Annotated in this window: 13 protein-coding genes; 2 read left to right on the forward strand and 11 right to left on the reverse strand. The window is 64.9% G+C overall.

What is annotated here, in order from left to right:
• Positions 1 to 75: 75 nt before the first annotated feature.
• The 8 genes from FHR33_RS47885 to FHR33_RS47920 form a co-directional block, all read right to left on the reverse strand.
• Complete coding sequence (locus tag FHR33_RS47885) at positions 76 to 1,293, reverse strand: MFS transporter (protein ID WP_183662685.1); 1,218 nt, start codon at positions 1,291 to 1,293, stop codon at positions 76 to 78.
• A complete protein-coding gene (locus FHR33_RS47890) occupies positions 1,290 to 2,117 on the reverse strand; it encodes a hypothetical protein (protein ID WP_183662692.1) in 828 nt (275 codons plus the stop codon). Before FHR33_RS47890 ends, FHR33_RS47885 begins: the two co-directional genes overlap by 4 nt.
• Before the next feature lie 4 nt (positions 2,118 to 2,121).
• Entirely contained in the window at positions 2,122 to 2,478 is a 357-nt protein-coding gene (locus tag FHR33_RS47895) for a hypothetical protein (RefSeq protein ID WP_183662694.1), read from the reverse strand.
• The gene (locus tag FHR33_RS47900; RefSeq protein ID WP_183662695.1) at positions 2,472 to 3,638 is read right to left on the reverse strand and encodes a YcaO-like family protein; all 1,167 of its coding nucleotides are present in this window, start codon (positions 3,636 to 3,638) and stop codon (positions 2,472 to 2,474) included. Before FHR33_RS47900 ends, FHR33_RS47895 begins: the two co-directional genes overlap by 7 nt.
• A complete protein-coding gene (locus tag FHR33_RS47905) occupies positions 3,635 to 4,906 on the reverse strand; it encodes a TfuA-like protein (protein WP_183662697.1) in 1,272 nt (423 codons plus the stop codon). The genes FHR33_RS47900 and FHR33_RS47905 overlap by 4 nt, the downstream gene beginning before the upstream one ends.
• Positions 4,907 to 5,310: 404 nt before the next feature.
• A complete protein-coding gene (locus FHR33_RS47910; RefSeq protein WP_183662699.1) occupies positions 5,311 to 5,508 on the reverse strand; it encodes a hypothetical protein in 198 nt (65 codons plus the stop codon).
• 209 nt (positions 5,509 to 5,717) lie between these two features.
• Complete coding sequence (locus FHR33_RS47915; RefSeq protein ID WP_183662702.1) at positions 5,718 to 6,446, reverse strand: hypothetical protein; 729 nt, start codon at positions 6,444 to 6,446, stop codon at positions 5,718 to 5,720.
• A gap of 793 nt (positions 6,447 to 7,239) precedes the next feature.
• Complete coding sequence (locus FHR33_RS47920) at positions 7,240 to 7,914, reverse strand: winged helix-turn-helix transcriptional regulator (protein ID WP_183662704.1); 675 nt, start codon at positions 7,912 to 7,914, stop codon at positions 7,240 to 7,242.
• A 133-nt stretch (positions 7,915 to 8,047) separates the two neighbouring features.
• Here FHR33_RS47920 and FHR33_RS47925 point away from each other — a divergent pair, with 133 nt between their 5' ends.
• The gene (locus tag FHR33_RS47925; protein ID WP_183662706.1) at positions 8,048 to 8,314 is read left to right on the forward strand and encodes a hypothetical protein; all 267 of its coding nucleotides are present in this window, start codon (positions 8,048 to 8,050) and stop codon (positions 8,312 to 8,314) included.
• 63 nt (positions 8,315 to 8,377) lie between these two features.
• Here the strand turns inward: FHR33_RS47925 and FHR33_RS47930 are convergent, their stop codons facing one another.
• Together FHR33_RS47930 and FHR33_RS47935 are read right to left on the reverse strand one after the other, a co-directional pair.
• Positions 8,378 to 10,006 carry a DUF5722 domain-containing protein gene (locus tag FHR33_RS47930; protein ID WP_183662709.1) on the reverse strand — a complete coding sequence of 543 codons (1,629 nt, stop codon included), beginning with the start codon at positions 10,004 to 10,006 and terminating at the stop codon, positions 8,378 to 8,380.
• A gap of 67 nt (positions 10,007 to 10,073) precedes the next feature.
• Positions 10,074 to 12,686, reverse strand: a complete 2,613-nt coding sequence (locus tag FHR33_RS47935) for a hypothetical protein (RefSeq protein WP_183662712.1) — start codon at positions 12,684 to 12,686, stop codon at positions 10,074 to 10,076.
• 771 nt (positions 12,687 to 13,457) lie between these two features.
• Here FHR33_RS47935 and FHR33_RS53600 point away from each other — a divergent pair.
• Positions 13,458 to 13,607 carry an IS3 family transposase gene (locus tag FHR33_RS53600; protein ID WP_350656459.1) on the forward strand — a complete coding sequence of 50 codons (150 nt, stop codon included), beginning with the start codon at positions 13,458 to 13,460 and terminating at the stop codon, positions 13,605 to 13,607.
• Between the two features lie 929 nt (positions 13,608 to 14,536).
• On the opposite strand, the gene FHR33_RS47945 is transcribed toward FHR33_RS53600, so the two are convergent.
• Positions 14,537 to 14,866 carry a Rossmann-fold NAD(P)-binding domain-containing protein gene (locus FHR33_RS47945; protein ID WP_221242717.1) on the reverse strand — a complete coding sequence of 110 codons (330 nt, stop codon included), beginning with the start codon at positions 14,864 to 14,866 and terminating at the stop codon, positions 14,537 to 14,539.
• Positions 14,867 to 14,887 lie beyond the last annotated feature (21 nt).

The following is a 14,887-nucleotide window of genomic DNA, read 5'->3' on the forward strand; positions in this document are numbered from 1 at the left end:
ACGGTCCAGCGCCGGGGCCCGCCCTCGCGATCTGATTATGGCCAAACAACCGGCGGCTGCCAGATAGCCCGAGGGTTAGGTGGCACCCCTCGGGCTCCGTGCGTCGGGTGTCGGCGCCGCCAGCGGCTCCGCCCTCCACGACCTCCATGTGACCACGATGAGTACCGTCGTCAGCGCTGCCGCGAACCACAGTGGAGTGAGGAGGGTGAAGGCGGTGGCCAGGGCTCCGCCCAACAGGGAGCCTGCGGCTGCGCCTGCCGTCGACAGCAACCGGTGTGCACTATGGACCCGCGCGCGCAGGGGGTCGGGTGTCAGCATTTGACGGAGCGAGGCGGTTGTGGCCGAGAACGCCATGGAGTGCAGGCCGAACAGGGTCAGGGCCATCCCAGCCACGACCGCATGGCGGCCGAGCGCCAGGGCCACAAAGGTGGCCACATCCACTACCAGCGCCAGCCGGATGACGTTGCCGGCACCCATCCAGCGCACCAGAGTCGCTGCCAGCAGGCTGCCCGCCACACCACCCGCGGCCAGCGAGGAGAACAGCAGGCCGTATCCGACGGGGCCCACGTCGAAGCGGTCGGAGGCGATCAGAACCAGCATCGACATGGTCGCGGTGAGCCCGATGTTCAACACGAAAACTGACACCGCCAGAGTCCGCAGCATCCGGTGCCGGAAAAGCCAGCGAAGCCCTTCTGCAATGTCGGCTCGGATGGACGAGCTGCTCCTCGTGCTGGGTCGCCGGTCCCGCACGCCGATGACCAGCGCTCCGACCAGGACGAACGACAGTGCGTCTATCAGGAACGGCGCCGCGGCGGCAATCCCGAACAGCCAGCCCGCCAGGGGTGGCGCCGCGAATATCTTGAAGACCGACTGGGCTGCGGCAAGGCGGCCGTTGGCCTTGTTGAGCTCCGCCACAGGCACAACGGCTGGGAGCACAGCGGCGAAGGCATTGTCGTGAACGGTGAGCGCGCATGCCGCAACGAAGAAAGCGAGGTAGAGAAGGAAGAGGTCGGCGTTCCCTGCCGCCATCACGAATCCCAGCACTCCCATGGCAACAGCGCGGGTCAGTGCCGCAGCCGTCATCAGCAGCGTCCGGTCAACCCGGTCCGCGATCGCACCGGCGAGCAGCACGAACAGCAGCGTCGGTAGTTGCTGGGCGACCATGAGCCCGCTGACGTGGAGCGGGTTGCGGGTGAACGAGACCACGGCCAGCGGTCCCGCCACCATGATGAGGCCCTCGCCCAGGTTGGACACGGCGCCCGCGGCCCAAAGCCGGTGAAATCTACGGTTCATGCGACGAAGGCCACGTACCCCGACACTGTTCCGAGCGAGAACCCGAGCAGCTGGCGGGGGAGGAGCAGCAGGAAGGCCGCGTGCATGGAGATCCCGGCAGCGATGGCGTACGGTCGCGTTGCCGGCAGCGACAGCGCGATCGGAAGTGCGACCTCCACGACGATCACCAAGAGGGCGACCTTCCGCCACCTCTGCATCGCAATCGCGTCTCCACCGCCGAACCATCGAAGGAACAGCCGGGGGTAGTAGAACTCGCGGAAGGGCAGTTTCCGCTGCGCCTGGGCGGTGAAATGGACGTACTGGGCCAGGAGCAGCCCGCTCATGTAGTGGGCGGAGCGTGTCTTCTGCCAGGCGCTGTTCCAGTACACGTCCGTGACGATGAGCACGACGAGAAACTGCGCCCAGGTGTTGGCGTCGCTCATCCGGTGCACCACGTGCAGCCCGTCTCCCAGGTTGCCGGCGACCAGCAGGCAGCCAGCCATCAGGGCGAGGAAAACGGTGTTGGAGCGGAACTCGTACATCAGCTCGAACAACAGCCCGGCGATCACCACCATGGCCGCCGCCTTGGACGCGACGCCTGCCGTCAGCAGGAGGGCGGCGGCCAGCCGTACACACAGAACCGGCCGATAGCAGGCGACGACCCACGCGGCCCTGCTCGATCCGTGACGCCTGTCCAGGTCATGCCGGGTGAAACCGGACGCCAGCCGGTTCCAGCCACCATGGGTCAGGGACATCACGAACTTCAGGACGCAGGCCACTCCCAAGCCCATGCGGAAATACTGCATGCGAGCCTCGTCGGTGTAGGTGGTGAACACCGACGTCACGGCGTCAAAAAACCACACAGCCGCGCTCGACTCGGATAGCCCGGGTGCCGGCCACGTCCATCAGCGCACCCTCACCTGACACGTGGTCCAGGCTCAGCTCGAGATAGGCGGCCATCCTCTCCAGCCGCCGCGGCGTGACGCCGGGATTGTGTGGGGAAACCATGTCCAGTACGTCGACGGTCTTCCGTACGCCTGCGTCGTCGTAGCCTGTGAAGGTGAAGGTGATGTAGCTGCCGCGGGTGAACATCGCCCAGCAGAACAGCCGCCCTCTGACTGGCTGGAAGAAGCCGACGACCACCATGCGAATGACCAGTAAGGAGGTCAGCGCGGCCTGCACCCAGTTCATCCACGTGATCACCATGTCTCCTCTGAGGAGTCGTCATCACCGTCGGGGTGCACGCGGGCCGGGTTGAGCGCCGCGCCCGGCACGATCACCTTCACCACGGCGAAGTCCTCGTCGGTACTCAGGTCCACCAGCAGGGGCTCGCCGCCGAGACCCGCGGCCAGGGTGGTCACCGCCGCCATCTCCTCCTCCAGGTCCGCGAAGGAGGGCACCGGCGCGGCGGCCAAGCCCGCCCATGAGTGGGTCGTCGCTGGGGGCGCAGGTCGGCCCCCTCCTGCGGTGCTGACGTGCTCGTACACGGCTGCTTGGTCGTCGCGGCTGCCCGCGATCGAGGTGAGGCGGCTCTGCGCGGCCTCGGTAATCGCTCGCGACAGGGCGACCTCAGCCGCCAGGTGGGCGCCGGCGCCAAGCGTGATGACGGGGAACTCCGGGCTCCATAGCTCGGCCTCGAAGCAGGGTACGCCGGTCGAACTGCGGACGTGCGCGAGCCGGATCTCGACGCCGGCGTCCGCGATCTGCCGGATCATGTGCGCGCACTCAGGATCGTCGACCGTGTGGGGGTCGATGAAGGTGCGGTGGTCGTCGCGGACGGTTCGGCTGATCGCGTCGCGCTCGATGACCTCATACAGGGCGTGGAGCACCGCCTCGGGCAGGTTGTTACCGGAGGCCAACCCGTTGCTGGTGGTGACGAGCCCGTAGGGGATCCATGGCCGCTCCATGTACCCGGTGAAGCAGACCAGGTCGAACGGCACCTCGGTCGCCCGGCCGCTGACCAGACCGGTTGCCCTGACCCAGTCCAGCCGGGTCGCCTCGGTCACCAGCGCGCTCGAGTCGCGAACAAGGTCATTGAGCGCGTACGGCAGGCCCAGCTCCGCGGCTGGGGTGCGGCGGCGGGTGAGCGGCGGAAATGCGGTCTCGGCGTGCCACAGCTCGACGCTTTCCATGACCGCCGACACCTTGGCAAGCGTGAGGGTCTGCCCCTTGCCTTGCGAGACGCTGAGCACCTTCGACAGGGGGCGGACCGACATGACGACGGGGATGCCGATGACGTCAAGGCCGGTCACGTCGGCCACGCGGGTGATGCCGAAGCGGCCGAGTTTGGGCGCCATCAGATCCCAAGTGTGCTCGGGGTGGCGGGCCCGGTGGGTGCCGCGCTCGTAGGCCTTGGCCGTCTTCATGGGCTCACCGCCAGGAAGTGGTGGCGGAGGTAAAACGGGCGGACTGCCCGTACGGCGAGCCGTACCGAGGCGAATCCCCGGTCACGTCCCGCCGCCTTGAGGTGCTCCGCGCTGTGTGCTTTCCAGGTCCGGGCGAGATGCGCGCGTAGCGTCTCATATTTGAGCAGCTCGATGCTTCTCCCCGGTTCCCATCCGGCCACTTCCGCGTTGATGGCCTGGCTTTCCGCCACAGCCGTACGATGCTCGTCCGTGGTGTTCACGCCCTCGGCGGCTACCAGGGCGTGGATGTCGCCGGTCTGCCCGTGCGTACGGATCAGCACCAGGAGCAGCGCCTCGTCGTCGGGTAACAGCTCCGCCTCCTCGGCGGTCAACCATGTCCGGCGGTGTGCCGCGGTCAGCCTTACCCCGGCCTCGGCCGCAGCGGCCAGTGCTTGTGCCGGGCTGCCGGCGATGCGCGTCAGTACGTGATCGCGCCAGCGACGGGGGAAGTCCTGCTCGTAAATCTGCCGGTAGCGCATGGCGGCCGCGTCGCCGACGTGAATGCCCTCCACGGACGTGCCCCGGAAGGTGGCCAGCCACTCGTGCAGGTACGCCGATCGCCAACCGTTCGCCTGGATCCAATCGTGCGCGTCTGGGTCGGGCGGTCGGAAGGTGCCGAGCCGGCTCAGAGCGGCCCGGGCGTCGGAGGCTTTGAGGTCGCCGTGCTCGGGGTGCCTGGTCAAGAACGCGCGCAGCTCATCCACGCCGTCGGCCTTGACAGCCCGCCAGGAGCGGTCCGAGTAGGGAACCTCGCGTGCAGCCGCGACGATCTCCCCTGCCTGCCGGGGTGACAGCACGCCCGCGGTCTCGGCCTGAGCGATCGCGTGCCGGAGGTTCACCAGGGGGATGCTGAAAGGACGGTACGACGGCGCTTCGTCGTGGGCCACCGCAACCTCGTCGTCGCCGTCGATGACCCCGTCGCGGTACATCGCGAAGACCCGACCACTCCCGATCATGCCGTACGGATGTAGTTCGGCGGCGCGTAAGGCGCCCATGCTGGAGCAGCCGACCACGGTCACGCCGTTCGCCAGTACGTGAAGGATTTCTTTGTGTCGCACCGAGGCTGACTGGTGATAAAAGCCGTCGATAATGACGGCGACGTCGCCGTGCTCGAGCGGCAGTCGTAACAGATCGCCGTGCCGTACGGGAGGGTGTGTCACCGCGCCTTCGGCAAGACGTACCACTTCGTGTACGGCCAGGGTCGGCCCAACGAATACATGAACCGTCAACTCGATCCTCCAAGAGCCGACCCTGTCACGTCGACGAGAACGTTTACTGGCTCTGCATCGGGTTGCTGCAGACCTTTGCGGTCTCCTTGTTGAAAACGTCGGTGAGGCGAGCCTTCTCCTTGAGCCCGACGACGCGCTTGATAACTTCCATCATGGCTACCTCCATAAAGTGACGAAATGACTCTTCGCCCATAAGGAATCGTTTGTCCGCGGGATGTACCCCACAGATCTGTTCCTCACCTTAACCATCTGCGGGTGAGAATCCCACCGCCCATTCTGCCGGTTTTCGTTTGATTCCGGCCATTCCCTCGAAGGGGCTGACTATGAGCGATGGCACGAGTCGTGGACGTGACCGACAGAACCATACGGCAGGCCTCCCTTGATCGGCCGGAGGAGACGGGCTGTCAACCGTGAAGTCCCGCGCCGATCCTCGCCAGCCATCTCGATGCTTCCTCGCCGAAGAGCCCGGACGATCTCAGCACTGACTGCTCTGAGCGCTCTATTGCCACGATCGCGACGAACTTGGCTATCGACTGCCTCATACACATGTCCTCTCGGTGGTTGACGGCGCTCGTCTTCCCCGGGGATTTGTCGAGACTCATCGTAACTAATATAGTTGCCGCATATTCTCGCGTATTCCGCCAATAATCACCGAAACGCCGCCAAGGGCTCGAGTTCAAACAACGGCTGAAACACCGCCCCAGCGGACTCGTCGCCTGCGCCCATCGCTGATAGCACCGTATGTGCAGCAAGCGCCTCTCCAGTAGGCATGCCCCCACGACAGACGGTAGTGACCCCAGGCGGGAGGGCCTCAGGCTGGGTGGACCGTTGCGGTGACGAAGTTCCACTGGTGATCGTCGGGGGCGGTCGTTCCGACGACGACCGCGCCGGGCTCCAGGGCAGGGTTGGTGAAGCGCTGGACCCAGAAGGTGTCGCCGACGTCGGTGTTCACGCTCTCGCTCACAATCGACTGCCCTGGCAGGAGCGTACGGGACACCGCTCCGTCCCAGTCGTTGCCGACGCCGAAGACCAGCGAACCCGGTGCGGCCTGGGCGACAGCCTGGGGCGCGCCGCTCGCGCCGCTGGCCTTAGTGAAGGTGACCCGGGGCTTGGCGCCGCTCAGCACGGTCACGGTGATGCTGGCTGCGTACCCGCCCGTCCCGAGCCTGGCCTTGACGACGCAGTCGGCGAGCGGCTTGTAGCTGACCGCGTAGTATGCCGCAGCCACCCCGTCCTGGTCGTTGGCGTGGTTGCTGACCGTCTCACCGCCGCTGCCCAGCCAGCTCAGGCCGCAACCGTTGACTCCCCAGATTGTCTGCCGCGAACCCGCCGGGCCGTCGGCGGCCACGTAGGCGACGATCACTTTCGGATCCGTCCCGGCCGTGGCGACGCTCGGGGCTTCGATGGCGCTGACGCCGTTCCGGCTGTCGAAGACGACCTGGTCGACCCCCACGCCACCGTCCGCCGCCGGAGACATACCCGCTGCGAGCGAGGCGGCGGCCGCCGCGACCAGCGCCGCGTGTCCGGTGCGTCGTTTCATGGCCTTGGCGGTCGCAGTTCTCGAGCCGGGCGATGCCGTCATGGATGGCCTCTCTGGTCAATCGGAATGGTCGCGCCGCTCCTGAGGACGCAAAGCCTCATGATTGTGGCGGCTGGCGCTTGAATATTCGATACCGCTGGCTGCCAATATGCGTGGCGATCCTGCCAATAGCGGAGCGGCAGCGGACTGAGCGACGTGAGCCTGTCGCGCTCGGGCGGAGGGTTGGTGGCCAAAAGGAAGCGCAAAACGGCAGACTGGCCGAGCCACCCTCGGAGCGAGTATTGAGCCCCTTTCACCTCCCGTGCATGACCCCGATGAGCAGGCTCGTGTCGCGTCGATCTGGATTAACTTGCGCTACGAGAGGGCAGCCGAGCCGCCCTACCGGGAGAGACCGTGGGGGTCGCGACGAGTGGGTCGCAACCCGCCACCTGCCCACCAAATCCGCACACATTAGTGCCTTTTGCGGCGGCAAACCGCCATATGCCTCATTGGCCGAACTTGCTGATCTTGATCGGTGCGTTGGTGTCGTACGGTCGTTGTGAAGTCCCGTTTGACGGTCCTTCGACGTCGTGATGAGGAGCCGGAATGCTGGAGCCTGGTGGCCGCGCAGGGTCGGACCTGTGGATCATGTCGGTGCTCAACGGCCGCCGCGCGGAGGTCCTTGAGCTTGTTGATGCACCGCTCCGCGGTGTTAGCTCGGTGTACCGCTTGGCATCGAAGCCGGGCGGTCGCCCGCCCCTACTTGAAGTGACAAGCTCGCTGCGTGACGAGTTACTAGCCCGTGGCTATGTGTTCAGTTGGGTTCGGTGAGCGGGGCTGGTTGGGGAAGGGGGAAGAGGGTGAGGAATTGCTCGAAGAGGTGTAAGGGGCCCTCGATGGTGAGGGTGTTGGCTTTGAGGGCTTGGCTGATGGAGAGGTCGATGTGGAGTAGGGCGGCAAGTGTGTTGGGATCGGTGTGGATGATCACGTCTGGGTTTGAGGGTTCTTTGCGGGTGATGTGGAACTGGCTGTCGGCGATTTCGATACGGAGCTGATCTTCGCCGAGTTTGAGCGCGATGATCGCTTGGAGCCCGGTGGCGACGTGGGGGGCAAAGAGCGCTTTCAAGGATAGGGCGAGGGAGTCGGTGCTGATTTCGGCGTCGTGACGCAGCGTCGGTGAGCGGCTGGCCCAGCGGCCCACCTGGATGACAATGGTTTCGAGTTGCATGCCCCACTCGGTCAGTTCGTAGACCCAGGAGCCGGCGGGCGCGGGGAGTTTGCGTCGTTGAACGATGCCGGTCTGTGTCAGTTCACGGAGTCGCTGGGTGAGGACGTCGGGGCTGATGCCCGGCATGCCGATGCGCAGGTCGGTGAATCGTTTGGGACCCAGGAGGAGGTCTCGTACCACAAGGAGCATCCATCGTTCTCCTACCAGGTCGAGTCCGTGCGCCACGGCGCACCCGTCGTCGTACTTCCGCTTACCGACCATGGCTGACAGCCTAGCAAGCCCAGTTGGAAACCCCATCTGAATAGTTGTTTTTTCCTAATAGATGATTGTGCTGTCCTATCTACATGGCCGCCGCAAGGGCGTCGCATCACAGGGCGGCTGAGAAGGGACTGCCATGAGCAAGACCGTTGTCGTGCGCTGTGCGACACGTGCCGAAGCTGCTGAGGAGAACCAGCGATTGGTGGAGCAGGTGTTCGCCGAGCTTGCTGGCCAAACACCGGAAGGGCTTCGCTACGCGGTGTTCCGGCTGGCCGACGGGGTGACATTTGTCCACGTCGTGGACGATGAGGGCGACATCCCGCCGACCCTGGCACCGTTCAAGGAGTTCCAGAAGCAGATCGCCGACCGCGTCGCGACGACGCGAATCGCTCGACAGCCATAACAGGGCAGGCTGTCACAGAACATACCTAAACGCCCTCTCAGACCTCGACCGTTGCCTTGCGCCCTACGGGATAGTCTGATGCGGTGGGCGCTCCTGTACATCAGGGAACTTTGCCCTATGCGCGTTGTAGACGTACCCGAGGCGTCCTTCGGTCCGCTGGCCTTCGCATCCCGAGCTGGCGGAAACGAAGTGGTCACCATTGCCAGGGATATAGCACCGATAGAGGGCAATGGTGTTGGGTCCCTGGTTGGTGTAGATGTAGCCGACCGGGCCGAGTGGCCGTAGGCCTTCACACCCCGGCTCGAGGCTGAGCAGATTGTGGCCGCCAACCTGGCATTCGTATAGCGGAACGGTCCCGGCGACCTGATCGCGGCGCAGCCGCCAGCTGCTTTCGGCGGTGAAGCCGGGCGGCAGGGCGCGGGAGGAGGCCCAGTGGCCGCGGATGGGGTGATTGCCGCGGGTGAGCTTGGTGAACGGTAGGTGTTCGAAGCCGCAGGACAGCTGGGGAGGTGTCAGGTCGTTGCGGTTGGCCATGGCCCAGGTGGTCCAGGCGGGCTTGGCGGTGCCGTCGGGGTTGCGCAGACCAAGCGCGAGCCCGCCGGAGACCTCGTCGGGGTGGTCGCTCATGCGGTGGTAGACGTAGTTCACGATGCCGGGGGTGCCGAGTACGTTGCGGAAGGACTGGCACACCGCGGCGGCCTGACGCTGGGGGGAAGACGGGGTGATGGAGTTGACTCCGCTCTCGGTGAGTTGCACCTGTGACCACGCCGCCGTCTGAGCGGGGAAGGTCGCGCGCAACCAGCCCACCAGCACGCCGAGGTTGCCATAGGTGACGTAGGGGTAGTCGTCGGTGGAGAAGACGTCGCTGCGCAGGTCACGCGCGTACGGGTGGAAGGCCACGCGCCACTGCCTGGTGCCGGCCCGTTCGGCCAGACCACGCAACACCGTTTGACCGGCCAGGGTGGCATCCGTGGCGGCGGGCCGATCCAGTTCGATGCCGAACTGGTGATCCAGCGAGATCAGCACGTGCGCGCTGGGCTGCTCGGCGACCACCCGGTCGTAGGCGGCGTTGTAGTTCGCCGAGATCTCCTGCAGCCACCGGCCGGTGTCGCAGGCCGTGCCCTGGCCGCAGCCGATGTCGAACCAGACGTTGCTGTTGACCTCGTTGCCGATGACGAAGTCGGCCACCCGGCCGTGGTCGTGCAGCCCGTCGTATCGTTCTGCGAGCATGCCGGCGAACCGGGCGTAGTCCGCCGGGTTGTTCGGGGTGCAGAACAGGTCGAAACCGGGAGCGGCAGGGGAGCACGGTTTGCCGGTCCGTGCCCACCCGGGCGTGCCGTACACGATGCCGGTAACCACCAGGCCGCGTGCGCTCCAGTCGCGAATCTCAGCGTCCACCTCGGCCGGCACGGCGAAGCAACGGCCGTCGTACTCTTGCTCGCTCGCGGCACACGGCGCCTGCTTGACCTGCGGTTCCCAGCGGGCCCACACCAAGTTGATCGCCACGCCGCCGGTGTTGCTCCCGGCGATCTCCGCCTTGTCCGGCCAGAAGTCAGGCTGAATGGACTTGATTCGGTACGCGTCACGTACCGGGTAGGCGAGCGCAGCGTCGCTCGCCTGCGCGGTGGCGGGCAGCAGTGCGGTCAGGAGAAGCACACCGATGCACAGCCACCACCCTCGATAGGTCCGCATTGGGGTCCTTTCTCATGGAGGAGACGGAGATCCGCGCCGCACTCACTCGGCGCGGATCTCGAGATCGTCAGCTCAAGGGGATGGCGTTCAGGACCCTGGCGGGAATCACCTGCACGTTGGTGGACTGCTGCGCGGCCGTTCTCCGCCCCGCATTGATCAGCCACACCGACGCCGAGTCGGGAGACTTGACGTACGTGCCGTCGGCGATCTGTCCGCTCAGGGTGTCCCAGACACGGACCGGGATGGTTTGGCGGGGTTTGTCGCCGTAGCCGGAGGCGGTGAGTTCGGCCATGGTGTGGAACTCGATCTTGGCGCCGCCGACGATTGCGGCCTCAGAGGTGGTTCCCGCTTTCATGATCCGGGTGCCGTCGGCGATCTGTTCGTTCAGGTTGTCCCAGACGCGGATCGGGATGGTTTGGCGGGGTTTGTCGCCGTAGCCGGAGGCGGTGAGTTCGGCCATGGTGTGGAACTCGATCTTGGCGCCGCCGACGATTGCGGCCTCAGAGGTGGTCCCCGCCTTGACGATCCGGGTGCCGTCGGCGATCTGTTCGTTCAGGTTGTCCCAGACGCGGATCGGGATGGTTTGGCGGGGTTTGTCGCCGTAGCCGGAGGCGGTGAGTTCGGCCATGGTGTGGAACTCGATCTTGGCGCCGCCGACGATTGCGGCCTCAGAGGTGGTCCCCGCCTTGACGATCCGGGTGCCGTCGGCGATCTGTTCGCTCAGGTTGTCCCAGACGCGGATCGGGATGGTTTGGCGGGGTTTGTCGCCGTAGCCGGAGGCGGTGAGTTCGGCCATGGTGTGGAACTCGATCTTGGCGCCGCCGACGATTGCGGCCTCAGACGTCGTGCCCGCCTTGACGATCCGGGTGCTGTCTCTGATCTGCGCGGTCAGGCCGTCCCAGACGCGGACCGGGATGACCTGTCGCGGCTTGTCCTTGTAGCCGGAAGCGGTGAGCTCTTCCATGGTGTGGAACTCGACCTTGGCGCCGCCGATGATCGCGGCCTCAGACGTCGTGCCCGCCTTCGCAATCCGCGTCCCATCCCCGATCTGCCCCGGCAGGGCGTCCCAGACTCGTGCCGGCAAGATGTGCAGGCGATCATCCGCATAGCCGGCGCTTTCGAGTTCCTCCATGGAGATGAAGGGCATCTTCGCCCCGCCGACGACCGCCGCTTGATCGGTGTCGCCGGCTTTGCCGATGCGGACGCCGTCTCCGATGTCGTTCGGCAAGGCGTCCCAGACGCGGGTAGGCACTACCTGTAGCGGACGATTGCCGTAGCCGGCGGCGATGAGCTCATCGATGCTGGTGAAGGGCACCTTCGCGCCGCCGATGATCGCCGCCTGCGCCGATGAACCCGCATTCTTGATCCGGGTCCCGTCTGCGATCTTCGTTGGCAGGGCGTCCCAGGTGCGGGTGGGAATGGTCCACACGGGTCGGTCGCCGTATCCGGAACCGTTGAGCTCCTCCAAGCTGGTGAAGGGCATCTTCGCACCACCGACGACCACAGCCTGCGCGGTCAGAGCACCGTTCTTGATCCGGGTGCCGTCCATGATCTGTGTCGGCAGGGAATTGAAGACCCGTGCCGGAATGGCCCGCACCTTCGATCCCCAGTCGGTGCCGAACCCGGCGTCGATGACCTCTTGTGGGCTGCCGAAGTTCACTCTTCCCAAGCCGATCATGGCGGCTACTGGAGTCGACCCATTGGACCCTTGGAGCAGGGTGCCATCAGCGGGGACGGTGGGCAGCGTGTTGAAGTGCCGGGAAGGGATGGCACGTACCTTCGAGGCCCAGCCGGCGCCATATCCCGCGTCGATCACCTCCTGAGGGTTGGCGAACGGAATTTTCGCACCTCCCAGGTACATTGCGACCGCTGTTGAGGCGCCGCCGGATGTGCCTTGGACAAGGGTCCCGTCAGTGGGGATGAAGCCGATTCGGTTGTAGCTGACGGCCGAGATCGCCACCACGCGGCTGGCCCAGTCGGTGCCCTGACCGACGTCGATGACCTCCTGAGGATTGGCGAAGCGCACCAGGGCGCCACCCAGCGTCATGGCGACAGGCAGGTCGGTGCTGCCGTCCTTGGCCTGCACCAGGCTCCCGTCGGCCGGAACTTGGTTCATGTGGTCACGGGCGTCGATGGACCAGTCGGAGATCTTCACCGGCGTGCCGCAGGTCACCGGGGCGGCGCAGGAATCCTGCCAGATGGGAGAGCCGCCGACGAAGATGTAGACCCTGCCGCGCTGGTCGACCGCCGAGGAGGCGTTGCGTGGAGTGGCCGGACCTGCGTTGATCACTCCTTGCGTGGTGGGGCGTGGCGTTCCTGAGCAGATGTTGTCATTGCAAGTGGCCTGCCACACCGGCGCACCGCCGACCATCTTGTAAATCCTGCCAGTGTCGGTGGTGTGCACCAGGGTGCCATCGGCCAGACCACGCACGTCGGTCACCGGCTGCGGACCAGGCGGAGGAGCAGATGTGCCACTACCGGGAGGTTGCCCGTAGCCGCCGCTGCCACCGCTACCGTAATAATTCGCCTTCGTGCATCGTGTTTCTGGGCTGAGCCACACACAGATTTGCGAACCAGTGGGGATCTTGGACCAGCGGTAACTGGTGACGTCGCCGCCCACACACCACCACGTACCCAGGATATTGAACCGCTCAACGTGCTGGATATTGCGATACGCCACCCTAGTAAATTCTACGTAGGCTCGGGCGTACCCCACTCTACCGGGGGGTACCACAGGTGCGGCTCCCTGCCAGGTCGCGGTCTTGGTGGTTACGGTGGTGACGAGACCGACGCTACGGGATGCGCCGACTATTTTTGTGACTTCGAGCGAGGTGTTCACGCTCGTTTCTACCGCTATCGTTTCCTCTTCAAGCGAGGTTACCGGCATTGGCATGTCATTCACAGTGCCATTGGAGGCTTTTAGTAGAAGCCCTCTCGGTTCTGTGTCTTTTGCGCTGGAGAGAATCTGTACTGTAGCGTCTCCGGATTGTGGCGCGCCGCAGGGATATGCAGGGCCGACCCAATCGGCAGCGTTGGCTGCCGGGATATTGATCGTTGCGATGGACAGGATCGTGCCGAAAATGGCGAAAATCGCTAAAAGCCTTCTCACCTTTATCACTTCTTCCTCAGGAAACGTCTTTAAGCCCAGGCATCCCGCGGCTTCGGCATGGTATTCCGGGGCGCGCGTCTGACACGCCCGATGCGTGTCGATGTGGTCACGAAACGGAAGCGATATCGCGTTGATATGATGGTGACTTAGCTGTGCATCGCGGGTATTTATTGAATATTTACAAGGCTCGGCGTCTCTGTATAAGTACACCTTGCATGGCCGCATCAGCAACCGAAGATACGGCCAATCATCGCTTCTTTCCTGCCAACAGCCCGAGTCGCCTGGGAATTACGCAACAAAGAACCTAACGAAGATGATCGGCGAGGTCCATGCCGACTCGCGGTGGCAGTTACGGGTCGCCGCCTGCATGCCGAGTTAAGGCTCGCACTGGGCATGCAGTTCAATCGCAAACGCGTCGAGCGACTTATGCGCGTGGCCAGACTGCAGGGCGTCCACCGGCGCAGGGGCCTCCGTGACCTGCCAAACGGGTGACCGAGGAGGACCGGGTGCAGCGCCGGTTGATGTCGAGGCTCCGAACCGGTCTGGCCGACCGACATCACCGAGCATCCCGTTGGCGAGGGAAAGCTGTACTAGGCCACCGTCATGGACATCTATTCACGACGCGTCACTGGCTGATCCATCGACGACCAACACATATCGGTCTGGTACAAACGCGGTCGCGATGGCCGTGGCGCGCCGCGCACCCGAAATCGATCGACGATCCTGCACCTCGGACGGGAACGCAGTACACTTCTTGGGCTATGGGAAACGCCTTCGAGGTGCCGGCCTGCTCGGCTCCAAGGGAACAGGAGGCGATTGTTACGACAACACGATGATGGAATCGTTCTGGGGAACGATGCAGCTCGAACCCCTCGGCCCCAGAATCTGGAATACCGCCAAAGAGCCCATCAACGCCATCTTCGAATGGATCGGGCGCTGGTGTAATTCAACCGCCGCCATCCCAGCATCGGATGCACGGCTCCGATGTGCACGAGAGGTTCCGCCGGCCCTCAGACACCGCTGCTTGACCGCACCTCAGGTGTTCGCGCAAGGGGGACCCTCAGCCCGGGTTTGGGAGTGACTATCCGATCTCCTTGTCGTTGCGTATGTGAACGGCTGGCGTGGCGGCAGGTTTTTTGGCGCTGGTACGACTGCCATTGCCGCATGACCCCTGTAATCCGAGGTGCCCAGCCCAACGGGATCAAGACACCCCAGCCGGCCCGCCTGGGTGTCCCGGGACGGCCGGGGTGCACGCTTAACACGAGGCATCCCTGGAGGGATTGCTTGATTGCCGTGAAGTCGCTACGGCTCGCACATCGTGTCCGATCGGGTCCCACTCTTTCCGCCGTGCTGCGGGGCAGGAACTTCGATCGCCGAGCCTGGCTCAGCACAGGTCAACGCCACGCGACCTGATTCGTGCTTCAGGACTTGGCGAGCTCGACCGCCGGGGCGGAAGTGAACACGCGCTCCAGCACTTTGGCGGGGCTGTCCCGCCAACCGGCGGCGAGGGTCTGCGACATGGAGTCGGGGAAGATGTCTTCCTCCTCGTTCTTCACGCCGTCGACGATAGCTCGCGCGACCGATTCCCGCGAAGCCTTGGGGATGTCGTAATCACGGTCCATATCGGTGTCGGTCGAGTCGGCCAGGACGGCGTGGACTGTTACGCCCTGGTCAGCGAGGAGCATCCGCTGCGCTTGCGTCAGAGAGAACGCGGCCGCTTTCGAGATCGAGTAGGCCGGGATGATCGACATCGGAGCCACGGCCCGCGTACA

Source organism: Nonomuraea dietziae, assembly GCF_014195505.1.
In the GTDB taxonomy this organism is placed as follows: Bacteria; Actinomycetota; Actinomycetes; order Streptosporangiales; family Streptosporangiaceae; genus Nonomuraea; species Nonomuraea roseola.

Coding starts and splice junctions, on each gene's coding strand:
- FHR33_RS47885 (WP_183662685.1), bottom strand. CDS start 1,293: ATGAACCGTAGATTTCACCGGCTTTGGGCCGCGGGCGCCGTGTCCAAC.
- FHR33_RS47895 (WP_183662694.1), bottom strand. CDS start 2,478: ATGGTGATCACGTGGATGAACTGGGTGCAGGCCGCGCTGACCTCCTTA.
- FHR33_RS47900 (WP_183662695.1), bottom strand. CDS start 3,638: ATGAAGACGGCCAAGGCCTACGAGCGCGGCACCCACCGGGCCCGCCAC.
- FHR33_RS47910 (WP_183662699.1), bottom strand. CDS start 5,508: ATGAGTCTCGACAAATCCCCGGGGAAGACGAGCGCCGTCAACCACCGA.
- FHR33_RS47915 (WP_183662702.1), bottom strand. CDS start 6,446: ATGAAACGACGCACCGGACACGCGGCGCTGGTCGCGGCGGCCGCCGCC.
- FHR33_RS47920 (WP_183662704.1), bottom strand. CDS start 7,914: ATGGTCGGTAAGCGGAAGTACGACGACGGGTGCGCCGTGGCGCACGGA.
- FHR33_RS47925 (WP_183662706.1), top strand. CDS start 8,048: ATGAGCAAGACCGTTGTCGTGCGCTGTGCGACACGTGCCGAAGCTGCT.
- FHR33_RS47930 (WP_183662709.1), bottom strand. CDS start 10,006: ATGCGGACCTATCGAGGGTGGTGGCTGTGCATCGGTGTGCTTCTCCTG.
- FHR33_RS47945 (WP_221242717.1), bottom strand. CDS start 14,866: ATGTCGATCATCCCGGCCTACTCGATCTCGAAAGCGGCCGCGTTCTCT.